The following is a 21,039-nucleotide window of genomic DNA, read 5'->3' on the forward strand; positions in this document are numbered from 1 at the left end:
CAATAGCCATAGAGAAGTTTTTAGTCGTCCAGAATTTAATAATTTAATGCCTTTTAGTAAAATTTTATAAAAATCTAATATTTTGACATTCTCACAAGATATAGCTCGAGAGTTGAGAGATATTAGAGGTTTTGAAAAAAACACCATTAAAACAATATATAATCCTTTCGATTTTAATGAGCTTAAAGAAAAGGCAGACTCAAATTATTCTGGCTCGATTTCTTTACCAGGAAAATATATAATTACTGTTTCGACTTTGACATCTAGAAAAAGGGTTGATAGAACTATATATGCTTTTAAGAAAATTATAAAGAATGATCCTGAACTAAAATTAATAATCCTTGGTGATGGAGAGCTTCGTCTGAAGCTTGATGATGATGTCAAAAAACTTGGTATGGAAAATAATGTCATTTTTCTTGGTTTCCAGCCAAACCCCTATTATTATATTAGTAAAGCGAAATTGCTGATGCTTACTTCTGACTCAGAAGGGTTGCCAACAGTTCTTATTGAATCATTGATTCTTGGTGTTCCTGTAGTTAGCACAGATTGCCCAACCGGGCCTGCTGAAATATTGTGTGGCTGGGGGGAAGAAAACTTAGTCAAGATAAATTCTGATTGTTCGGATCAGATAGTAATAAACGAATTAGCCCATAAAGCATCTAAAGTTATTTCTCATTCTTATACTAGTGACGAGGTTGCGATAAAATCTGGTCTTGAAAGATTTGAAGAGAATGTTATTGCAAAACAATGGGAGGAGTTGGCTGAGAATTATGATTAAGAAATATTTAAATTCTTTCTTCTCTCTCGCTCTCAGAATGATGACTATAATTTCATCATTTTTGTTCAGCTGGATTGTTGCTCGTTATTATGGTGCAGAAAATGCCGGGACAATATTCTTTTATATTACATTACTTACTATAATTGTAACCATTTCATCGCAAGGCACCGAAATTGGAATAGCAAAGGCCGTTGCTAGAATTAATTTAGAGAATAAAGTAAACATAAATGGTCTTTTTAATTATGTTTTCACAAAAAGTTTAAAACTGTATTTTTTGGTTTTCCCGTTGCTTGCTATTTATGTATTTTATGAGGCAGTGGCTTACTACGATGCTTCTATAATTGTAGTCGCTTTAATGATTTCGGGAATCTGCTTTGTTTATATGAATGTTATTTCATACCTGTATCAAGGGGTTGGTAATATTCTGATGATGATTCTCACCCAACGAACAGTCTTCAACTTTTTAGCTTTTATTTTTATCGCAACTTCATACTTCTTATTTTATCGCACATCATTAGATATCAAAAATATATCTTTATATAAACAAATAATTATCATTATGATAGCGGCAGTATTGGCTGCATCATTTTTTTACTTCAACCACAAAAGAAAATTTGGTCACTCAAGAAGCATATTTAAACCAGATGATTTTGATCATTCGTGCAAGCAATTGTTTCGCATTCAATTTCTCCAGTTAGCAACAATGTATGGCTCTCAGATTATTATTAGTTTGTTTGCCACAAAATCTGATATTGCAGGTTTCATTGTTTCGCAACGAATTTCTACATTGCTAGGTTTTTTTGTACTTGCAGTTAGTGGTGTCGTTTCAAGTCAAGTATCACGTGCATACTCTGTTCGTGACTGTCATTCGGTGCAAAAGCATGCTTATCAATCATTTGTTTTTTCGGCATCTTTAGGACTTCCTGTAGGGATTCTTTTGATTGTATTTTCAAAAGAAATTCTTTCTGTTTTTGGGCCTGATTTTGTTCAGTTTTCCATGGTTCTTATAATTCTCATCATTTCTCAGATTGTAAATTGTTTTACCGGTGCATGTGACATAGTCTTAATGTTTATCGATGGCGAAAAAGAACACAAGCGTAACGTTATTATTGGCACTATACTTGCTTTAGGCCTTTCTTTGATACTGATTCCATTTTATTCCGCTATAGGTGCTGCTATTGCCGCCGCGCTTTCAGCGATAATGGTAAATATTTTGGATGTATTATCGATTAGAAAAAGAGCGGGTTTTTGGATGTTTAAATCAAAACATTAAATTAGGATGGTAAATGAAATTTTCAGTATTACTTTCATTATATAACAAGGAAAAACCCTCTTTTCTTTCTGAGTGTCTAGATAGCATCGCAAATAATACTCTTTTACCTGAACAAATCGTTATCGTTTATGACGGCCCTATCGGTAGCGACCTCGAAGCAGTGGTTAATGACTTTTCAAAACGATTACCTATTGATATCGTTCCATTAAGCAACAATGTTGGTTTGGGTTCTGCTTTAAATCATGGTTTAAAATTTTGTAATTATGAAACCATTCTGAGAATGGATACAGATGATGTTTGTACTCAGGAACGCTTCTCCAAACAAATTAATTATTTAAAATTGCATCCTAATATTGGATTGCTTGGAGGAGCTATAAGAGAGTTTGACGAAAACATGAGTATCCCAGGGGGGATTCGGTTTTCTAATAGTGATCATGGCGAAATAAAAGATTATGCAAAAAAAAGAAACCCTTTTAACCACATGGCTGTTGCGTTTAACAAAACAGCAGTTGAGAGAGTAGGGGGATATCAACATCATCATCTGATGGAAGATTATAATCTTTGGTTGCGTATGATTGCTTCTGGTGTTGAGACTCACAACCTAAAAGAAGTACTTGTAAATGTCAGAGCAGGTAATAGCATGTTAATTAGAAGGAAAGGATTAAAGTATATTCGCAGTGAGGTTAAGCTTGCCAAACTTAAGTATGATCTTAAGATAGATGGTTTCTTCGGTACTTTATCTTGTGCTTTTATTAGAATTATACCCAGACTAATGCCAGTATTTTTACTGAACTCAATCTATAAGATCCTGAGAAAATAATTTTTCATCATTGATTGATTTTAATACACTTTTATCATTATGTGGCCGGTTAACTTCGATTTGCTATTCATCGCAATGATCATGAGTTAACATCATTCATACATTTCAAGCCGCGCACAGTCGCGGCGACCACACCTGACAGGAGTATGTAATGTCCAAGCAACAGATCGGCGTTGTCGGTATGGCAGTGATGGGGCGCAACCTGGCGCTCAACATCGAAAGCCGCGGTTATACCGTCTCCGTTTTCAACCGCTCCCGTGAAAAAACTGAAGAAGTGATTGCCGAGAATCCGGGCAAGAAGCTGGTTCCTTTTTATACGGTTAAAGAGTTCGTTGAGTCCCTGGAAACTCCACGCCGTATCCTGTTAATGGTGAAAGCGGGCGCAGGCACTGATGCTGCTATCGACTCCCTGAAGCCTTACCTTGATAAAGGCGACATCATCATCGATGGTGGCAATACCTTCTTCCAGGACACCATTCGTCGTAACCGTGAACTGTCTGCTGAGGGCTTGAACTTCATCGGTACCGGCGTATCCGGTGGTGAAGAGGGCGCTCTGAAGGGTCCATCCATCATGCCTGGCGGGCAGAAAGAAGCGTATGAGCTGGTCGCGCCAATTCTGACCAAAATTGCAGCCGTGGCTGAAGACGGTGAGCCATGTGTGACCTATATCGGCGCTGACGGTGCTGGCCATTACGTGAAGATGGTCCACAACGGTATCGAATACGGCGATATGCAGCTTATCGCTGAAGCGTACTCCCTGCTGAAAGGCGGTCTGAACCTCTCCAACGAAGAGCTGGCCGAAACCTTCACCGAGTGGAACAAAGGCGAGCTGAACAGCTACCTGATCGATATCACCAAAGACATCTTCACCAAGAAAGACGAAGACGGTAAGTATCTGGTTGATGTGATTCTGGACGAAGCGGCGAACAAAGGTACCGGTAAATGGACCAGCCAGAGCTCTCTGGACCTGGGGGAACCGCTGTCTCTGATCACCGAATCCGTATTCGCTCGCTACATCTCTTCCCTGAAAGAGCAGCGCGTTGCGGCATCTAAAGTTCTCTCTGGTCCGCAGGCGAAGCCAGCGGGCGAGAAAGCCGAGTTCGTAGAGAAAGTCCGCCGCGCACTGTATCTGGGTAAAATCGTCTCTTATGCGCAGGGCTTCTCCCAGCTGCGTGCCGCATCAGACGAAAACAACTGGGATCTGAACTACGGCGAAATCGCGAAGATCTTCCGCGCTGGCTGTATCATCCGCGCTCAGTTCCTGCAGAAAATCACCGACGCCTATGCTGAAAATGCCGGTATCGCAAACCTGCTGCTGGCACCGTACTTCAAGAAAATCGCTGACGAGTACCAGCAAGCCCTGCGTGATGTGGTTGCCTACGCCGTGCAGAACGGTATCCCGGTGCCGACCTTCTCCGCAGCCGTGGCGTACTACGACAGCTATCGCGCTGCCGTGCTGCCTGCCAACCTGATTCAGGCGCAGCGCGACTACTTCGGTGCGCATACTTACAAGCGTACTGATAAAGAAGGCGTGTTCCATACCGAATGGCTGGATTAATCTGATTCTGCCATTCCACTAAGCCCGGTAGCGATACCGGGCTTTTTTATCTTGTAAACTCCACTCAACTCACTTTAACGGAATAGACTGCGTGAAAATTCTTGTTACTGGCGGTGCCGGTTTTATTGGCTCCGCGGTTATACGACATATAATTAGCAATACTCAGGATAGCGTTGTTAACGTTGATAAATTGACCTATGCCGGTAATCTGGAATCCCTGAGTGAAGTGAGCACCAGCGAACGCTATGTTTTTGAACACGCCGATATCTGCGATAAAGCCGCAATGGAGCGCATTTTCGCGGTCCATCAGCCGGACGCGGTAATGCATCTTGCAGCAGAAAGTCATGTCGATCGTTCAATTACCGGCCCCGCAGCGTTTATTGAAACCAATATTGTTGGCACCTATGTTCTGCTGGAGACCAGCCGTGCGTACTGGTCTGCGCTGGATGATGTTGCTAAAGCGGCGTTTCGTTTCCATCATATTTCAACTGATGAAGTTTATGGGGATTTACCGCATCCAGACGAATCAAATGGATTGGACGCGCTACCGCTCTTTACGGAACAAACGGCATATGCGCCAAGCAGCCCGTATTCAGCGTCAAAAGCGTCTAGCGACCATTTAGTGCGCGCCTGGATTCGCACATATGGGCTACCGGGTATTGTGACCAACTGTTCGAATAACTATGGCCCTTACCACTTCCCTGAAAAGCTTATTCCGCTTGTCATCTTAAATGCGCTTGAAAATAAGCCGCTGCCTATATACGGCAAGGGAGACCAGATCCGTGACTGGCTTTATGTGGAAGATCATGCCCGCGCGCTTTATACCGTATTAACGACGGGCCGGGTGGGCGAAACCTATAATATCGGCGGGTATAACGAGAAAAAGAACCTTGAAGTTGTTCACACCATTTGCGATCTGCTTGATGAGATCGTACCTAAAGTCGGCACCTATCGTGAACAAATCACCTATGTAGCCGACCGCCCGGGGCACGACCGCCGCTATGCAATAGACTCCCACAAGATCAGCAGTGAATTGGGCTGGACGCCGCAGGAGACCTTCGAGAGTGGAATACGTAAAACCGTTGAGTGGTATTTGAATAATTCGACGTGGGTCTCGAACGTTAAAAGTGGCGCGTATAAAAGTTGGATTGAGCAGAATTATGGGGAGCGTAAATAATGACCAAACGTAAGGGGATTATACTGGCCGGTGGCTCAGGAACGCGGCTCTACCCCGTCACGATGGCGGTCAGCAAACAGCTGCTGCCAATCTATGATAAGCCGATGATATATTATCCGCTCTCTACCCTAATGCTTGCGGGTATTAGGGATATCCTGATCATCAGCACGCCGCAGGACACCCCTCGTTTTGAGCAGCTGCTTGGCGACGGCAGCCAGTGGGGGCTGCGCCTGCAGTATAAAGTGCAGCCAAGTCCTGACGGACTGGCACAGGCCTTTATTCTCGGGGAAGAGTTCATCGGTGAGGACAACTGCGCCCTGGTGCTTGGCGATAACATTTTCTACGGACACGACTTGCCGAGGCTGCTTGAGGGCGCGGCCTGTCAGGAAGAGGGCGCGACGGTTTTCGCTTACCACGTGAGCGATCCTGAACGCTACGGCGTCGTTGAGTTTGATAAAGAAGGCACGGCGATTGGGCTTGAAGAGAAACCGAAGCAGCCCAAAAGCAACTACGCCATTACCGGCCTCTATTTTTACGATAACGACGTGATCGAGATGGCGAAAAGCCTGCGGCCGTCAGAACGCGGAGAGCTGGAAATTACCGATATAAACCGCCTGTATATGCAGCAGGGCCGATTGTCCGTCGCCATGATGAGGCGCGGCTATGCGTGGCTTGATACCGGCACCCACCAGAGCATGATTGAGGCGAGCAATTTTATTGCTACCATCGAAGAGCGCCAGGGCTTAAAAGTCTCTTGTCCTGAAGAGATTGCATACCGCAGAGGCTTTATTGATGCGGAGCAGCTTCGTAAACTGGCAGAACCGCTGAGCAAGACGGGATATGGTCAATACTTATTAAACCTGACCAAGGGATTAGTCTGATTTGATTTTCGATGGTGCGGGTAATTTTGGCTTTACTATTTTTTGTGAATTGCGTGCTGAGAGCCCGCTCTGCCGTGTTTTCCGTAATGATTTACCATTCTGTCACGCTTATCTTTTACGGGATAATCATTGATCCCCTCGGGGCATTCACCTTGACACCCAATCCGTATTAGCGATAAAAAATCCGCAGCTATCATTTAGGTGACTCAGTAATGAGCACCAGACACTCAAACTTTAAGAAGTGAACGAATGAAAATAACCATCTCCGGAACCGGCTACGTTGGCCTATCAAACGGCATCCTGATTGCGCAGAACCATGAAGTGGTTGCGCTGGATATCGTGCAGTCGAAAGTGGATATGCTCAATCAGAAGCAATCCCCGATTATTGACAAAGAGATTCAGGATTATCTTTCGAACAAGCCGCTGAATTTCCGCGCAACCACCGATAAAGAAGATGCCTACCGCGATGCGGACTACGTCATCATCGCTACGCCGACGGACTACGACCCGAAAACCAACTACTTCAATACCTCGACCGTTGAAGCGGTGATCAAAGACGTGGTGGCGATCAATCCAAAGGCGGTGATGGTGATCAAGTCTACGATCCCCGTCGGCTTCACCAAATCCATCAAAGAAGAGCTGGGTATTGATAATGTCTTCTTCTCGCCGGAATTTCTGCGCGAGGGCAGGGCGTTATACGATAACCTGCACCCTTCCCGTATCGTGATTGGTGAACGCTCTGAGCGCGCCGAGCGTTTTGCCGCGCTGCTCCAGGAAGGCGCTATCAAGCAGGATATTTCCGTGCTGTTTACGGACTCGACCGAAGCCGAGGCAATTAAGCTTTTCGCCAACACCTATCTGGCAATGCGCGTGGCGTACTTCAACGAGCTGGACAGCTATGCGGAGAGCCTGGGCCTGAACACGCGTCAGATCATCGAAGGCGTCTGCCTCGACCCGCGCATCGGCAACCACTATAACAACCCCTCATTCGGCTACGGTGGCTACTGTCTGCCAAAAGACACCAAGCAGCTGCTGGCCAACTATCAGGCGGTGCCAAACAACCTGATCTCTGCGATTGTTGATGCCAACCGCACGCGTAAAGATTTTATCTCCGACTCGATTCTGGCGCGTCAGCCGAAGGTCGTCGGCGTGTATCGTCTGATCATGAAGAGCGGTTCGGATAACTTCCGCGCCTCTTCCATTCAGGGGATCATGAAGCGTATTAAGGCGAAGGGCGTGCAGGTCATTATTTTTGAACCGGCGATGCAGGAAGATGAGTTCTTCCACTCCCGCGTGATCCGCGACCTGGATGCGTTCAAAAAAGAAGCGGATGTAATCATCTCTAACCGCATGGCGGAAGAGCTGGCAGACGTGGCGGACAAAGTGTACACCCGCGATCTCTTCGGCAGCGATTGATACGCAGTATTAAGACCATAAAAAACCCGGCTTATGTGCCGGGTTTTTTGTTTTATACCTTGTAGAAGTCTCGATACCAGTCCACGAAGTTCTTCACCCCATCCTTGACGGAGGTCTGTGGTTTAAACCCGATGACCTCGTAAAGCGCAGCGGTATCTGCACTGGTTTCCAGCACGTCACCCGGTTGAACCGGCATCATATTTTTCTCGGCCTTTTTGCCAAGCGCCTCTTCCAGGGCGGTGATGTAATCCATCAGCTCCACAGGCGAGCTGTTGCCGACGTTATACACGCGGTACGGCGCGGAGCTGGTGGCAGGTGAGCCGGTTTCAACGGTCCAGTTAGCGTCAGCCTGTGGGATCACATCCTGCAGGCGGATAATGGCTTCCGCGATATCGTCGATATAAGTGAAGTCGCGCTTCATCTTGCCGTAGTTGTAGACGTCGATGCTCTTGCCTTCAATCATCGCTTTAGTGAACTTGAAGAGCGCCATGTCCGGGCGTCCCCACGGGCCGTACACGGTAAAGAAGCGCAGGCCGGTGGTCGGCAGGTTGTAGAGGTGCGAGTAGGTGTGCGACATCAGCTCGTTGGCCTTTTTAGTCGCCGCATACAGCGAAACCGGATGGTCAACGGAGTCATCCGTTGAGAACGGCATCTTGCGGTTAAGACCGTAGACGGAACTGGAAGAGGCATACAGCAGGTGCTGAACCTTGTTGTGACGGCAGCCTTCCAGCACGTTGAGATGGCCCACCAGGTTGGCGTCGGCATAGGCATGCGGATTTTCCAGCGAGTAGCGAACGCCCGCCTGCGCGGCCAGATGGATCACCCGGTCAAATTTCTCGTCAGCGAAGAGTGAGGCCATTCCCTCGCGATCGGCCAGGTCAAGCTTATGGAAGATGAAATTATCGGATTTGAGCAGATCCAGACGGGCAAGCTTCAGGTTAACATCATAATAATCATTCAGATTATCAATACCGATAACGTTGTGTCCGGCGTCAAGAAGACGCTTGCAGACGTGGGAGCCGATAAAACCCGCTGCACCTGTAACCAAAAATTTCATATCGATCCTTATCCAATTCTTACGGGTGCCTTTACGCACCAGACTGCGTCTATGATAGCGCGACACGCAAAGGTTGCCTAACTCATCTTTACGATATAACTAATCGGATTCTTATAGAAAAATCCCCAGTAAACGATAAACTGTGCAGATAAAATTTTTTTGCGCTTTTTTTGCCGTTAAGGATTGTATGACGCAGAACAACAATAGCCCGGTCATGCGAAGCAATGACCCGGAGCAAATTGATTTACTTGATTTAGTGCTGCAGCTGTGGCGTGGGAAGTGGGTAATTTGCGCATTTGTCGCCGTGTTTATTGTTCTTGCGGTCGTCTACATCACGACCGCCAAAGAGAAGTGGACCTCAACGGCGATCGTCGCCCAGCCGGATGCTGCGCAGGTTGCAACTTACAGCAATGCGCTGAATATTTTGTACGGTAGCGCTGCGCCCGGCATGCTGGACATTCAGACCCGCGTTATAGGTCGTTTTAACGCGTCGTTCTCGGCGTTATCGCAGGCGTTAGAAAACCAGGACATTCCAGAAAAGCTGGTGATTGAGCCTGCGGTCAAGGGGCAGCCCCTGCCGCTAAACGTTTCCTATACCGGCGAGTCCGCTGAAGCGGCGCAGAAGCAGCTCGCGCAGTATATTCAGCAGATTGATGAACAAACGGCGAAAGAGCTGACCATTGACCTGAAGGACAACATCAAGCAGCAGATCGCCACCCTGAACGACTCTCTGGAAAACCAGGAGAAAGTGGCGCAGGAGCAGAAAGATCTGCGTATCAAGCAAATCAGCGAAGCGCTTAAGAATGCTAAAGCCGCGAAAATTACGTCTCCGCGCCTCCAGCAGACGCAGGATGTGACGCAGGAAACGATGTTCCTCCTGGGAAGCGAAGCGCTGAAGTCGATGGTAGATAATGAATCGTCGCGACCGCTGGTCTTCTCCCCGGCCTATTACCAGACCAAACAGTCTCTGCTGGATATTCAGAATTTAGACGTTGAGCCCGGTACGCTTCACGTTTATCGCTACGTGATGAAGCCCGATCTGCCCGTCCGTCGCGACAGCCCGAAAAAGGCGATTACGCTGATCCTGGCCGCGCTGCTGGGCGGGATTATCGGTTCCGGCGTCATTCTGGGGCGTAACGCTTTGCGCAACTACACGCCAAAGGCGTAATGCGCAGATAAAAAAAGGGCCGGGTTTCCCCGGCCTTTTTTATTGGTGACGTTTTCGCAAATTCTCAATTACCGCCGTCAGGTCCAGCTCCTGATCCTGCAGCAGCACCAGCAGGTGGTACATCAAGTCGGATGCTTCATTCGTCAGCTCTTCCCGGTCGTGCACGGTGGCGGCCAGCGCGGTTTCGACGCCTTCCTCACCCACTTTCTGCGCGATACGCTTGGTACCGCTGGCGTAAAGCTTTGCCGTATATGAGCTGGCAGGATCGGCCGTTTTACGTTCGGCGAGCAGCTGTTCCAGCTGATACAGGAACAGCCACTGGTGCCCCGCTTCGCCGAAGCAGCTGCTGGTGCCTTTATGGCAGGTTGGGCCAATAGGGTTAGCCAGCACCAGCAGCGTATCGTTATCGCAGTCTGGCATAATGCTGACCGCGTTGAGGAAATGGCCCGAGGTTTCGCCTTTCGTCCACAGGCGCTGCTTTGTGCGCGAGAAGAAGGTCACTCTGCCGCTATCGAGGGTTTTCGCCAGCGCGTCCTGGTTCATATAACCCACCATCAGCACTTCGCCGGAAACGGCGTGCTGTACCACCACCGGCAGTAATCCGTCCGTTTTTTCCCAGTCCAGCTGCGCCCGTTGTTGCTCTGTTAACATACCCTGATCTCCACGCCCTGGTCGGCCAGGAACGTTTTTAACTCACCAATATTGATTATCTGCTTGTGGAACACGGAGGCCGCCAGCGCGCCGTCAACGTTCGCATCCCGGAAGGCCTCAAGGAAGTGTTCCATCGTGCCCGCACCGCCGGAAGCAATCAGCGGCACGTTGCATACCGCGCGCACTTTCTTCAACTGCTCAAGGTCGTAGCCGTTACGCACGCCGTCCTGGTTCATCATGTTCAGCACGATTTCGCCCGCGCCGCGCTTCTGCACTTCTTTTACCCAGTCCAGCGTCTCCCACTGGGTGACGCGGGTACGGCTCTCATCGCCGGTATACTGATTAACGTGGTATTTACCCGTTGCGTCGTCGAACCAGGTATCAATGCCGACCACGATGCACTGCACGCCGAAGCGATCCGCGAGCCGGGTAATCAGCTCCGGGTCGGCGAGGGCAGGTGAGTTGATGGAAATTTTGTCAGCGCCAAAGGTCAGTATTTTGGCCGCGTCTTCGGCGGATTTGATCCCGCCCGCTACGCAGAAGGGAATATCAATCACCTCCGCGACGCGCGCCACCCAGCTTTTATCCACCACGCGCCCGTCGCTGGAGGCGGTGATATCGTAAAATACCAGCTCGTCTGCACCCTCATCGGCGTAGCGCTTTGCCAGCGGGACGATGTCGCCGATGATCTCATGGTTGCGGAACTGCACGCCTTTCACCACCTGACCGTCACGCACGTCCAGGCAGGGAATTATCCGTTTTGCCAGCATTGAATCGCCTCCGTCACCGTAAATTTTTCTTCGAGTAAAGCGCGCCCGACAATCACGCCGCGCACGCCGGTTCCGCGCAGGGCGGAAATATCGGCCAGCCCGCCGATGCCGCCAGACGACTGAAACGCCACCTGCGGATAGCGCGCGCACACTTCTTCATATAAAGAGACGTTCGACCCGGCCAGCGTCCCGTCGCGCGAAATATCGGTGCACAGCACGTGCTTCAGGCCAACCGGCAGATAAATCTCGACCAACTCCTCAAGGGTTACGCCGGAGTTTTCCTGCCAGCCGCTGACGGCAACCTGCTTGTTGCCCTGCTCGTCGATGCGCACGTCCAGCGCCAGCACCAGCGCGTCTGCGCCAAAGCGGCGGAACCAGCCTTTTACCGTGTCAGGATTTTTGACGGCGGTGGAGCCCACCACCACGCGCGCCACGCCCGCGTCCAGCAGGGCCGCAACGTCCTCTTCCGTACGAACGCCGCCGCCAACCTGGACGGGAACATCCACGCCGGCAACCAGTTTTTTCAGCAGCGGGATCTGGCGCTTCGCCGGATCTTTTGCCCCCGTGAGGTCGACCAGGTGCAGAACGTCCGCGCCCTGAGCCGCGTAGTCCTGCAGGCGCGGCAGCGGGTCATTGCCGTAGTCGCGCTGCTGGCCGTAATCGCCCTGATGGAGACGAACAACCGTGCCGTCAATTAAGTCCAGTGCGGGAATAATCATCACATCTCCAGGAAGTTTTTGAGCAGCTGTGCGCCCGCGGCGCCGGAGCGTTCCGGGTGAAACTGCACGCCGAAGAAGTTGTCCTTCTGTACCGCCGCGGTGAACGCTTCGCCGTAACTGCACTGGGCGATGGTGCACGCGTTAACCGGCATGGCGTAGCTGTGCACAAAGTAAAAATAGCTGCCGTCCTCAATGCCGCGAAACAGGCGGTCGCCCGCCTTCGGGTAGACACGGTTCCAGCCCATGTGCGGCAGCGGCAGGCCGTGGTCGGTCATTTTCGGCACGTCCTCTTCGATAATGCCGAGCAGCTCGACGCCGTTAGACTCTTCGCTGCGGCGGCCGAGCAGCTGCATGCCGAGGCAAATCCCCAGCACCGGCTGGGTGCAGGCTTTGATCAAATCGACCAGCTCGCGCTCGCGGATCTGATCCATCGCCGCCTGGGCCGTGCCCACGCCCGGCAGGAACAGCTTATCCGCGCGCAGCACCACGTCCGGGTCGCGGCTCACCGCGGGCTCGTAGCCGTGGCGGGCAATGGCCGATTTCACCGAGTTGAGGTTGGCGCATCCGGTATCCAGAATCACCACGTTCATCACAGCACTCCTTTTGACGAGGGCAGGGCGTCGCCTTCCACGCGGATCGCCTGGCGCAGAGTGCGGCCAAAGGCTTTAAACAGGCTCTCCACGCGGTGGTGATCGTTCTTGCCTTTGGTTTTCAGGTGCAGCGTCAGGCCCATGGTATAGGTCAGCGAGCGGAAGAAGTGCTCCACCATTTCGGTGCTGAGATCGCCCACGCGCTGGTAGGTGAAATCGGCTTTATATTCCAGGTGCGGACGTCCGGAGATATCCATTGCGCAGCGCGCCAGGCATTCGTCCATCGGCAGTACGAAGCCAAAACGGTTGATGCCGCGCTTGTCGCCGAGCGCCAGCTTGAGGGCCTCGCCCAGCGCCAGGCCGGTATCTTCCACGGTGTGGTGGTCGTCAATGTAGAGATCGCCTTTGACCGTAATCTCCATGCGGAAGCCGCCGTGGGTGGCGATTTGGTCCAGCATGTGGTCGAAGAAGCCCACGCCGGTGTGGATCTTGCTGCCGCCTTCGCGGTCCAGCCAGACCTTCACGTCAATCTGGGTCTCTTTGGTGTTGCGCTCCACGTGGGAGTAGCGGTCGCGCCTGGTGAGCTGCTCGCCGATTTTCGCCCAGTTCAGATCGTCGGTGCCGTAGCGCAGGCCCGTAATCCCCATATTTTGCGCGAGCGTCATGTCGGTGGCGCGGTCGCCGATGACGTAGCTGTTGGCTTTATCCAGCGCCTCGTCGGCAAGATAGCGCTCAACGAGCTTCACCTTCGGCTTGCGGCAGTCGCACTCGTCGGCCGGCAGGTGCGGGCAAATCAGCACCTCGTCAAACTTCACGCCCTGCGAGGTGAGGATCTGCATCATCAGGTTGTGCGGACCGTCAAAGTCCGCCTGCGGGAAGCTCGCCGTGCCGAGGCCGTCCTGGTTGGTGATCATCACCAGCTTAAAGCCCGCTTTCTGCAGCTTCAGCAATACCGGGATCGCGTCCGCTTCAAACGCCAGCTTGTCGAAGCGATCGACCTGAAAATCGCTGGGTGGCTCCGAAATAATCGTGCCGTCACGATCGATAAAGAGGTACTTCTGGCTCATACTTTCTCCGCTTTCAGGGCGTCAATCACGCGCTGGCTCTCTTCGCGCGTGCCTACGGTAATGCGCAGGCAGCCGCTTAAGGATGGTTGTTTATTCTGGTCTCGTAAGATAATGCCCTGATCCCACAAAGATTTAAATACGGCGCTGGAGGCCGTAAAGCGCGCCAGGATGTAGTTAGTCTCAGAATCAAACACCTGCTCCACGCAGGGAATCGCCTTCAGCGCGGTGACCAGGTACTGGCGTTCCTGCAGAATGCTCGCCACGCGCTCGCGCATTGCGTTGATCCCCTGAGGCGCGAGCGCCTGCGCCGCAATGTCCGCAACCGGCGTTGAGAGCGGGTAGGGGGCGATCACCTTCAGCAGCAGGTCGATAACCTCTTTATTCGCCAGCGTAAAGCCGCAGCGCAGGCCAGCGAGCGCGAAGGCTTTTGACAGCGTGCGTAAAATCACCAGGTGCGGATACTCCTCAAGCCAGCCTGAGAGCGTGGCCTGAGGGCAAAATTCGATATAGGCCTCGTCGGCAACCACCAGCGCCTTGCCGCGCGTCATCTCCAGCAGCGTGCGGATATCCTGCGGGTTGATAATTTGCCCGGTCGGGTTGTTGGGGCTGCAGACGAAAACAACCTTCACGCCGTCAAGGCTGTCGGCAATGCCCTGTAAATCCAGCTGCCAGTCGTCCAGCGCCTGCACGTTACGGCAGGCAACGCCAAAGGTTTCCGCGCTGACGCTGTACATGCCGTAGGTCGGCTGGCAGTACATCACCGCGTCTTTGCCCGGCTCGCAGAACGCGCGGATCAGCAGCTCGATGCCTTCATCCGCGCCGCGGCTCACCAGCACCTGCTCCGGCTTCACGCCCGCATACTGCGCATAGTTTTCGATCACCGCTTTCGGCTGACACTCCGGATAGCGGTTCAGCGTCTGCTGCGAAAGTTCAAACTGCACCGCGGTGGGGTATTCGTTGGCGTTCAGCCAGACGTCGCCGCTGCCGCCGAGACGGCGAGCAGACTGATACGGAGTCAGTCGACGAACGTTTTCGCGGGCTAATTCTTCAATGTTCATGCTTGCTCCTTCAGGGCGGCGACGCGCAGCGTCACGGCGTTTTTGTGGGCGGTCAGGCGCTCGGCGGCGGCCAGCGTTTCAATAGTGGCGGCAAGCGAGGCAAAGCCTTCGCGGGAAAGCTCCTGCACGGTCATGCGCTTCTGGAAATCCGCCAGCCCCAGGCTGGAACAGGTGGCGGTGTAGCCGTAGGTCGGCAGCACGTGGTTTGTGCCGGAGGCGTAATCCCCCGCGGACTCCGGCGACCAGTCGCCGAGGAACACCGAGCCCGCGCTGGTGATGCGCTCAACCAGATCCCGCGCGCGGCGGGTCTGAATGATCAGGTGTTCAGGGCCGTACTGATTAGAGATGGCAACGCACTGCTCCAGGTCGCGGGTCACGATCAGGCGGCTGGCGGAGAGCGCCTGGCGCGCCGTGTCGGCGCGGGGTAAGTCTGCCAGCTGGCGCTCGACCGCCTCGCCCACGCGTTTCGCCATAGCGGCGTCCGGCGTCAGCAGAATCACCTGCGAGTCCGGGCCGTGCTCCGCCTGTGAAAGCAGGTCGGAGGCCACGAAGTCCGGCGTAGCGCCGCTGTCGGCAATCACCAGCACCTCGGACGGCCCGGCGGGCATATCAATCGCCGCGCCGTCCAGCCGCTGGCTGACCTGGCGCTTCGCTTCGGTGACGAAGGCGTTGCCCGGCCCGAAGATTTTATCCACCTTCGGCACGGATTCGGTGCCGAAGGCCAGCGCGGAGATGGCCTGGGCGCCGCCGACCTTGAAGACTTCCTGCACGCCGCAAAGCTTCGCCGCGTAGAGGATCTCATCGGCAATCGGCGGCGGGGAGCAGAGCACGACTTTCTGGCAGCCGGCAATGCGCGCCGGGGTCGCCAGCATTAATACGGTAGAGAACAGCGGGGCCGACCCGCCCGGAATATAAAGGCCGACGGAAGCCACCGGGCGCGTGACCTGCTGGCAGCGCACGCCGGGCATCGTCTCCACGTCAACCGCAGGCAGCTGCTGCGCGGTGTGGAAGGTCTCAATATTTTTAACCGCCACGGCCATCGCCCGCTTGATCTCGTCGCCGAGGCGGCCTTCCGCTTCGGCCATTTCCTGCCCGGTGACCCTTAACGCGTCGACCTCGGTTTTATCAAACTTTGCGCTGTACTCGCGCAGCGCGTCGTCGCCGCGGCGCTTAACGTTTTCCATAATTTCCGCAACGGTGCGGGTGATGCTTTCCGAAGCTGAAATCGCCGGGCGCATCAGCAATTCACGCTGCTGCTCTTCGGTGCAGCTATTCCAGTCGATGAGGGTGTTAAAGGTCATGGCAATTACTCCATCATCTTCTCAATGGGCAGTACCAGAATCGAGCTTGCGCCCAGCTCCTTCAGCTTTTCCATGGTTTCCCAGAACAGGGTTTCGCTGCTGACCATGTGCATCGCCACGCGCTGCTGGTCGCCCGCCAGCGGCAGAATGGTCGGGCGCTCGGCGCCCGGCAGCAGGGCAATCACCTCGTCCAGACGCTCCGTCGGCGCATGCATCATGATGTATTTGGATTCGCGCGCCTGAATCACGCCCTGAATGCGGGTCAGCAGGCGGTCAATAAGCTGCTGTTTGGCATCCGCCATCTCGCCGTCGCGCTGAATGAGGCACGCTTTTGAGCGGTAAATAACTTCTACTTCGCGCAGGCCGTTTGCTTCGAGCGTTGCGCCGGTTGACACCAGATCGCAGATGGCGTCCGCCAGCCCCGCGCGAGGTGCCACTTCAACGGAGCCGTTCAGCAGGCAGGATTTAAACTGCACGCCTTTCTGATCGAGGTAACGCTTGAGCAGGTGAGGGTAGGAGGTGGCGATTCGCTTGCCGTTCAGCGCCGCCGGGCCGTCCCAGGCTTCGTCTGCCGGGGTGGCGAGCGACAGGCGGCAGCCGCCGAAATCGAGACGACGCAGGGTGAAATAGCGCGGATCTTCGCCTTGGGCGCGGCGGGTCAGGAGCTCTTCTTCGAGCACGTTTTCGCCGATAATGCCAAGGTCAACCACGCCGTCCATCACCAGTCCCGGGATATCGTCATCACGTACGCGCAGAATATCGATAGGCATGTTTTCCGCCAGCGCAATCAGGCGCTGGGTGTGCAGGTTAATTTTAATCCCGCAGCGGGCCAGCAGCTCGCGTGAATCGTCGCTCAGACGGCCTGATTTTTGAATAGCTATGCGCAAACGTGAGTTATCTAACATTCTTTTTTCCTCGTTAACCTGTTTTAACCTGTCTGAATACGGTCCAAAAAAAAGCCCCCGGAAGAAGATCTTCCGGGGGCTTTCTCATGCGTTCATGCACCACTGGAAGATCCAAACGTCTTCCAGCACACATCGCCTGAAAGACTAGTCAGGATGATGGTGATGATGGTGGTGTTTAAATTGAACGCGTGTCATATAAATTCTCGTTGAATGCTTATGCATCAGATGTCTTTTAACCTAAACCACTTAGGCGACAGAAAGCAAGGGCTTTTTTTTATCATTAATTCATTTCATATTGATGCAATGAATTGTGTGTTTGCCAGCGCTGGCGTAGCCTTATGAAAGACAGGTGAGAGCCAGGAGAATTTGCATGAAAAAGGTCGCGATTGTCGGTTTAGGTTGGTTGGGAATGCCGCTGGCGATGTCGCTCGCCGCAAGGGGCTGGCAGGTGACCGGAACGAAGACCACGGTGGATGGCGTTGAAGCGGCACGGATGTGCGGCATCGACGCCATTGAGCTGCGTCTGGAGCCCGAGCTGGTTTGCAATACCGATGAGCTCGATGAACTTATGGATGTCGATGCGCTGGTAATTACGCTCCCGGCGCGCCGCAGCGGCCCGGGAGAAACGTTCTATCTCCAGGCGGTGCAGGAGATTGTGGATAGCGCGCTGGCGCACCATATCCCGCGGATCCTCTTCACCAGCTCAACGTCGGTTTACGGCGACGCTGACGGGACGGTAAAGGAAACTACCGAACGCCAGCCGGTGACCGCCAGCGGACGGGTGCTGAAAGAGCTGGAGGACTGGCTGCATAACCTGCCGGGCACGCAGGTGGATATTTTGCGCCTGGCCGGACTGGTGGGGCCGGGACGTCATCCCGGACGTTTCTTTGCCGGAAAATCGGCGCCGGACGGGCAGCACGGCGTCAATCTGGTGCATCTTGAGGATGTTATCGGCGCGATTGAGCTCCTGTTACAGGCTCCAAAAGGCGGTCACATCTATAATATATGTGCACCTTCTCATCCAGCGCGCAGCGAGTTTTATCCGCTGATGGCGCGCCAGCTTGGCCTGACGCCGCCGGTCTTTAGCGCGGCGCGGGGAGAAGGCAAAGGCAAAGTCGTTGATGGCAATCGTATTTGCCGTGAACTGGGATTTGAGTATCAGTATCCCGATCCGCTGGTCATGCCAATGGAATAATTCCGCCAGCGGAAAATCTCGCACACCGTAAGGGGGCGAACATGAAGCCGCTGCTGGATGTTCTGATTATTCTGGATGCGCTGGAGAAAGAGGGGAGCTTCGCGGCGGCATCGGCGAAGCTCTATAAAACGCCTTCGGCCCTGAGCTATACGGTGCATAAGCTGGAGAGCGATCTCAATATCCAAATCCTCGATCGCACCGGCCATCGCGCGCGTTTTACCCGCACCGGACAAATGCTGCTGGAAAAGGGCCGCGACGTTCTTCACACGGTGCGGGAGCTGGAAAAACAGGCCGTTAAGCTCCATCAGGGATGGGAAAACGAGCTGGTCATCGGCGTTGACGATACGTTTCCCTTTTCCCTGCTGGCGCCGCTTATCGAAGCGTTCTATCAGCACCACAGCGTCACCCGGCTGATCTTTATCAACGGCGTGCTGGGCGGCTCCTGGGACGCCCTGACGCAGGGACGTGCCGATATTATCGTCGGCGCGCTCCACGAGCCTCCCCAGCTCAGCGATTTCGGCTTTGCCCGGCTCGGCACGCTTGAACAGGTTTTTGCCGTTGCGCCGCATCACCCGCTGGCGAGCGAGCCAGAGCCGCTGAATCGCCGCATCATTAAGGGCTTCCGCGCAGTTGCGGTCGGGGACAGCTCCCGTCCGGGCTGCGCGGTCTCTTCACAGCTGTTAGACGAACAGGAAGCCATCACCGTATTTGATTTTAAAACCAAGCTGGAGCTGCAGATAAGCGGACTAGGCTGCGGCTATTTACCGCGCTATCTGGCGCAGCGGTTTATAGAAAGCGGCGCGCTGGTGGAAAAGCAGGTTTTAGCGCAAAGCAGCAACGAACCGGTGTGGATTGGCTGGAATGAACAGACCGCCGGGCTCGCCAGCGCCTGGTGGCGGGAACAAATTTTAGCAAATAGTGCTATTGCCGCGGTTTACACTCAGGCAGATGCGGGTAAATCAGTCGGTTAGCGAAATTAATTTATTGATGGCTTTCTCAATCTATTGCGTTTTGTGTCTGGAATAGGGCAAAATGCCGCCGCTGCAAACAAATGAATAATCGACGATATAAAAGGCGTCGGTTATTTTTTTTTGCATGTACGAAACGAAACTAAAAACCAAGAGGCCGGGCTTCGTACCGGATAGATATTTACTAAAATCCGACAGTTGTTGTCGCTGAGGAAGACTGAAATGGGGCAATTTTTCGCTTACGTGGCGGTTATCACCGTAAAGGAGATTAACCATGTCGCATAACGCAACTCCAAAAACCTCTCGCGTGGAATTACGTAAAACGCTTACGTTGATTCCGGTTGTTATGATGGGCCTTGCCTACATGCAGCCAATGACGCTGTTCGATACATTCGGTATCGTATCAGGCCTTACTGACGGTCACGTTGCAACGGCGTATGCCTTTGCGCTGGTCGCTATTCTCTTTACTGCGCTGAGCTACGGTAAACTGGTTCGCCGTTTCCCGTCCGCAGGCTCCGCGTATACCTATGCTCAGAAATCCATTAGCCCTGCGGTTGGCTTTATGGTGGGCTGGTCATCTCTGCTGGACTATCTGTTCATGCCGATGATCAACATTCTGCTGGCTAAAATTTACTTTGAAGCGCTGGTACCTTCCGTACCGTCGTGGATCTTCGTTGTGGCGCTGGTGGCCTTTATGACCATCTCTAACCTGCGCAGCATCAAGACCGTGGCGAACTTCAACACCCTGATTGTGATTCTGCAGATGGGTATTGTTTCCGTCATCGTGGGCCTGATCATCTATGGCGTGATGCACGGTGAAGGCGCCGGTACCCTGACCAGCACCCGTCCGTTCTGGTCTGAAGGCGCGCACGTTGTGCCGATGATCACCGGTGCGACAATCCTGTGCTTCTCGTTCCTGGGCTTCGACGGCATCTCTTCACTGTCTGAAGAGACCAAAGACGCCGAGCGCGTGATCCCGAAAGCGATTTTCCTGACCGCGCTGATTGGCGGCCTGATCTTCATCGGTGCGTCTTATTTCCTGCAGCTGTACTTCCCGGACATCTCTCGCTTTAAAGATCCGGATGCGTCTCAGCCTGAAATCATGCTGTACGTGGCAGGTAAGACCTTCCAGTGGGGCGTGCTGATCTTCTCCAGCGTGACCGTTCTGGCCTCCGGTATGGCTGCGCACGCGGGCGTTTCCCGTCTGATGTACGTTATGGGCCGCGACGGCGTGTTCCCAACGCGCTTCTTTGGCTATGTGCATCCGAAATGGCGCACGCCAGCGTGGAACGTGCTGCTGGTTGGCGCAATCGCGCTGCTGGCGATTAAATTCGACCTGGTGACGGCAACTGCTTTGATCAACTTCGGTGCGCTGGTGGCGTTCACCTTCGTTAACCTCTCCGTGATCTCTCAGTTCTGGATCCGCGAGAAGCGCAACAAAACGCTGAAGGACCACTTCAACTATCTGGTTCTGCCGGTGTGCGGCGCGCTGACCGTTGGCGCACTGTGGATTAACCTGGAAGAAAGCTCCATGGTTCTGGGTCTGATCTGGGGCGCTATCGGCCTGGTTTACCTGGCATGCGTGACCAAGAGCTTCCGCAACCCGGTTCCTCAGTACGAAGACGTCGCCTAAGACGGTGTCGGGTGGCGGCTAAGCCTCACCCGACCTGCACAACCTTTAGGCCCG

22 protein-coding genes and 1 other annotated feature are annotated in these 21,039 nt (G+C 53.0%); of the genes, 12 read left to right on the forward strand and 10 right to left on the reverse strand.

Annotated features, from left to right (window positions below; genetic code table 11):
- The first annotated feature begins 82 nt into the window (after positions 1-82).
- From AB8804_RS00005 to ugd, 7 genes are all read left to right on the forward strand, one after another.
- Positions 83-778, forward strand: a complete 696-nt coding sequence (locus tag AB8804_RS00005) for a glycosyltransferase (protein WP_371181777.1) — start codon at positions 83-85, stop codon at positions 776-778.
- The gene (locus AB8804_RS00010; RefSeq protein WP_371181778.1) at positions 771-2,051 is read left to right on the forward strand and encodes a polysaccharide biosynthesis C-terminal domain-containing protein; all 1,281 of its coding nucleotides are present in this window, start codon (positions 771-773) and stop codon (positions 2,049-2,051) included. Before AB8804_RS00005 ends, AB8804_RS00010 begins: the two co-directional genes overlap by 8 nt.
- Positions 2,052-2,064: 13 nt before the next feature.
- Entirely contained in the window at positions 2,065-2,871 is an 807-nt protein-coding gene (locus AB8804_RS00015) for a glycosyltransferase (RefSeq protein ID WP_371181781.1), read from the forward strand.
- A gap of 151 nt (positions 2,872-3,022) precedes the next feature.
- Positions 3,023-4,429, forward strand: a complete 1,407-nt coding sequence (gndA, locus tag AB8804_RS00020) for an NADP-dependent phosphogluconate dehydrogenase (RefSeq protein WP_371181783.1) — start codon at positions 3,023-3,025, stop codon at positions 4,427-4,429.
- 91 nt (positions 4,430-4,520) lie between these two features.
- Entirely contained in the window at positions 4,521-5,606 is a 1,086-nt protein-coding gene (rfbB, locus tag AB8804_RS00025; RefSeq protein ID WP_371181785.1) for a dTDP-glucose 4,6-dehydratase, read from the forward strand.
- Complete coding sequence (gene rfbA / locus AB8804_RS00030) at positions 5,606-6,487, forward strand: glucose-1-phosphate thymidylyltransferase RfbA (protein WP_371181787.1); 882 nt, start codon at positions 5,606-5,608, stop codon at positions 6,485-6,487. The genes rfbB and rfbA overlap by 1 nt, the downstream gene beginning before the upstream one ends.
- Before the next feature lie 249 nt (positions 6,488-6,736).
- Positions 6,737-7,903, forward strand: a complete 1,167-nt coding sequence (ugd, locus tag AB8804_RS00035) for a UDP-glucose 6-dehydrogenase (RefSeq protein ID WP_371181789.1) — start codon at positions 6,737-6,739, stop codon at positions 7,901-7,903.
- A 52-nt stretch (positions 7,904-7,955) separates the two neighbouring features.
- Here ugd and AB8804_RS00040 read toward each other — a convergent pair whose 3' ends face one another.
- On the reverse strand, positions 7,956-8,960 hold the full coding sequence (locus AB8804_RS00040; RefSeq protein ID WP_371181791.1) for an NAD-dependent epimerase: 1,005 nt from the start codon (positions 8,958-8,960) through the stop codon (positions 7,956-7,958).
- A 187-nt stretch (positions 8,961-9,147) separates the two neighbouring features.
- Here AB8804_RS00040 and wzzB point away from each other — a divergent pair, with 187 nt between their 5' ends.
- Positions 9,148-10,128 (forward strand): LPS O-antigen chain length determinant protein WzzB, encoded by a 981-nt coding sequence (gene wzzB / locus AB8804_RS00045; RefSeq protein WP_371181793.1) that lies wholly within the window; start codon positions 9,148-9,150, stop codon positions 10,126-10,128.
- A gap of 39 nt (positions 10,129-10,167) precedes the next feature.
- On the opposite strand, the gene hisIE is transcribed toward wzzB, so the two are convergent.
- The 9 genes from hisIE to hisL form a co-directional block, all read right to left on the reverse strand.
- Positions 10,168-10,779 (reverse strand): bifunctional phosphoribosyl-AMP cyclohydrolase/phosphoribosyl-ATP diphosphatase HisIE, encoded by a 612-nt coding sequence (hisIE, locus tag AB8804_RS00050; protein ID WP_371181795.1) that lies wholly within the window; start codon positions 10,777-10,779, stop codon positions 10,168-10,170.
- A complete protein-coding gene (hisF, locus tag AB8804_RS00055; RefSeq protein WP_371181797.1) occupies positions 10,773-11,549 on the reverse strand; it encodes an imidazole glycerol phosphate synthase subunit HisF in 777 nt (258 codons plus the stop codon). Before hisF ends, hisIE begins: the two co-directional genes overlap by 7 nt.
- Positions 11,531-12,268: a 1-(5-phosphoribosyl)-5-[(5-phosphoribosylamino)methylideneamino]imidazole-4-carboxamide isomerase gene (gene hisA, locus AB8804_RS00060; protein WP_371181799.1), complete on the reverse strand. Its 738-nt coding sequence runs from the start codon at positions 12,266-12,268 to the stop codon at positions 11,531-11,533. The genes hisF and hisA overlap by 19 nt, the downstream gene beginning before the upstream one ends.
- Complete coding sequence (gene hisH, locus AB8804_RS00065) at positions 12,268-12,858, reverse strand: imidazole glycerol phosphate synthase subunit HisH (RefSeq protein ID WP_371181801.1); 591 nt, start codon at positions 12,856-12,858, stop codon at positions 12,268-12,270. Before hisH ends, hisA begins: the two co-directional genes overlap by 1 nt.
- Positions 12,858-13,925: a bifunctional histidinol-phosphatase/imidazoleglycerol-phosphate dehydratase HisB gene (gene hisB, locus AB8804_RS00070; protein WP_371181803.1), complete on the reverse strand. Its 1,068-nt coding sequence runs from the start codon at positions 13,923-13,925 to the stop codon at positions 12,858-12,860. The genes hisH and hisB overlap by 1 nt, the downstream gene beginning before the upstream one ends.
- Positions 13,922-14,983: a histidinol-phosphate transaminase gene (gene hisC / locus AB8804_RS00075; protein ID WP_371181805.1), complete on the reverse strand. Its 1,062-nt coding sequence runs from the start codon at positions 14,981-14,983 to the stop codon at positions 13,922-13,924. Before hisC ends, hisB begins: the two co-directional genes overlap by 4 nt.
- Positions 14,980-16,284 carry a histidinol dehydrogenase gene (gene hisD, locus AB8804_RS00080; protein WP_371181807.1) on the reverse strand — a complete coding sequence of 435 codons (1,305 nt, stop codon included), beginning with the start codon at positions 16,282-16,284 and terminating at the stop codon, positions 14,980-14,982. The genes hisC and hisD overlap by 4 nt, the downstream gene beginning before the upstream one ends.
- 5 nt (positions 16,285-16,289) lie before the next feature.
- Positions 16,290-17,189, reverse strand: coding sequence for an ATP phosphoribosyltransferase (hisG, locus tag AB8804_RS00085; RefSeq protein ID WP_371181809.1), 900 nt, complete (start codon positions 17,187-17,189; stop codon positions 16,290-16,292).
- Between the two features lie 45 nt (positions 17,190-17,234).
- Positions 17,235-17,358: a sequence feature (His leader region), on the reverse strand.
- Positions 17,334-17,384 (reverse strand): his operon leader peptide, encoded by a 51-nt coding sequence (gene hisL, locus AB8804_RS00090; protein WP_001364200.1) that lies wholly within the window; start codon positions 17,382-17,384, stop codon positions 17,334-17,336. (Overlaps the previous feature by 25 nt.)
- Before the next feature lie 175 nt (positions 17,385-17,559).
- On the opposite strand from hisL, the gene AB8804_RS00095 reads away from it, so the two are divergent.
- The 4 genes from AB8804_RS00095 (at position 17,560) to AB8804_RS00110 (ending at position 20,985) form a co-directional block, all read left to right on the forward strand.
- Positions 17,560-18,384 carry an SDR family oxidoreductase gene (locus tag AB8804_RS00095; RefSeq protein WP_371181812.1) on the forward strand — a complete coding sequence of 275 codons (825 nt, stop codon included), beginning with the start codon at positions 17,560-17,562 and terminating at the stop codon, positions 18,382-18,384.
- A gap of 41 nt (positions 18,385-18,425) precedes the next feature.
- A complete protein-coding gene (locus tag AB8804_RS00100) occupies positions 18,426-19,355 on the forward strand; it encodes a LysR substrate-binding domain-containing protein (protein WP_371181814.1) in 930 nt (309 codons plus the stop codon).
- Positions 19,356-19,574: 219 nt separating this feature from the next.
- The gene (yoeI, locus tag AB8804_RS00105; protein ID WP_128738933.1) at positions 19,575-19,637 is read left to right on the forward strand and encodes a membrane protein YoeI; all 63 of its coding nucleotides are present in this window, start codon (positions 19,575-19,577) and stop codon (positions 19,635-19,637) included.
- On the forward strand, positions 19,627-20,985 hold the full coding sequence (locus AB8804_RS00110; RefSeq protein ID WP_371181816.1) for an APC family permease: 1,359 nt from the start codon (positions 19,627-19,629) through the stop codon (positions 20,983-20,985). Before yoeI ends, AB8804_RS00110 begins: the two co-directional genes overlap by 11 nt.
- Positions 20,986-21,039: the final 54 nt, after the last annotated feature.

The sequence above is a fragment of the Enterobacter sp. KBR-315C3_2022 genome, assembly GCF_041399425.1.
Taxonomy (GTDB): domain Bacteria; phylum Pseudomonadota; class Gammaproteobacteria; order Enterobacterales; family Enterobacteriaceae; genus Enterobacter.

Bases quoted from the DNA above. Each gene is read 5' to 3' on its own strand.
- AB8804_RS00010 (WP_371181778.1), top strand. From the start codon at position 771: ATGATTAAGAAATATTTAAATTCTTTCTTCTCTCTCGCTCTCAGAATG.
- AB8804_RS00015 (WP_371181781.1), top strand. From the start codon at position 2,065: ATGAAATTTTCAGTATTACTTTCATTATATAACAAGGAAAAACCCTCT.
- gndA (WP_371181783.1), top strand. From the start codon at position 3,023: ATGTCCAAGCAACAGATCGGCGTTGTCGGTATGGCAGTGATGGGGCGC.
- rfbA (WP_371181787.1), top strand. From the start codon at position 5,606: ATGACCAAACGTAAGGGGATTATACTGGCCGGTGGCTCAGGAACGCGG.
- ugd (WP_371181789.1), top strand. From the start codon at position 6,737: ATGAAAATAACCATCTCCGGAACCGGCTACGTTGGCCTATCAAACGGC.
- AB8804_RS00040 (WP_371181791.1), bottom strand. From the start codon at position 8,960: ATGAAATTTTTGGTTACAGGTGCAGCGGGTTTTATCGGCTCCCACGTC.
- wzzB (WP_371181793.1), top strand. From the start codon at position 9,148: ATGACGCAGAACAACAATAGCCCGGTCATGCGAAGCAATGACCCGGAG.
- hisIE (WP_371181795.1), bottom strand. From the start codon at position 10,779: ATGTTAACAGAGCAACAACGGGCGCAGCTGGACTGGGAAAAAACGGAC.
- hisF (WP_371181797.1), bottom strand. From the start codon at position 11,549: ATGCTGGCAAAACGGATAATTCCCTGCCTGGACGTGCGTGACGGTCAG.
- hisA (WP_371181799.1), bottom strand. From the start codon at position 12,268: ATGATTATTCCCGCACTGGACTTAATTGACGGCACGGTTGTTCGTCTC.
- hisH (WP_371181801.1), bottom strand. From the start codon at position 12,858: ATGAACGTGGTGATTCTGGATACCGGATGCGCCAACCTCAACTCGGTG.
- hisB (WP_371181803.1), bottom strand. From the start codon at position 13,925: ATGAGCCAGAAGTACCTCTTTATCGATCGTGACGGCACGATTATTTCG.
- hisC (WP_371181805.1), bottom strand. From the start codon at position 14,983: ATGAACATTGAAGAATTAGCCCGCGAAAACGTTCGTCGACTGACTCCG.
- hisD (WP_371181807.1), bottom strand. From the start codon at position 16,284: ATGACCTTTAACACCCTCATCGACTGGAATAGCTGCACCGAAGAGCAG.
- hisG (WP_371181809.1), bottom strand. From the start codon at position 17,189: ATGTTAGATAACTCACGTTTGCGCATAGCTATTCAAAAATCAGGCCGT.
- AB8804_RS00095 (WP_371181812.1), top strand. From the start codon at position 17,560: ATGAAAAAGGTCGCGATTGTCGGTTTAGGTTGGTTGGGAATGCCGCTG.
- AB8804_RS00100 (WP_371181814.1), top strand. From the start codon at position 18,426: ATGAAGCCGCTGCTGGATGTTCTGATTATTCTGGATGCGCTGGAGAAA.
- AB8804_RS00110 (WP_371181816.1), top strand. From the start codon at position 19,627: ATGTCGCATAACGCAACTCCAAAAACCTCTCGCGTGGAATTACGTAAA.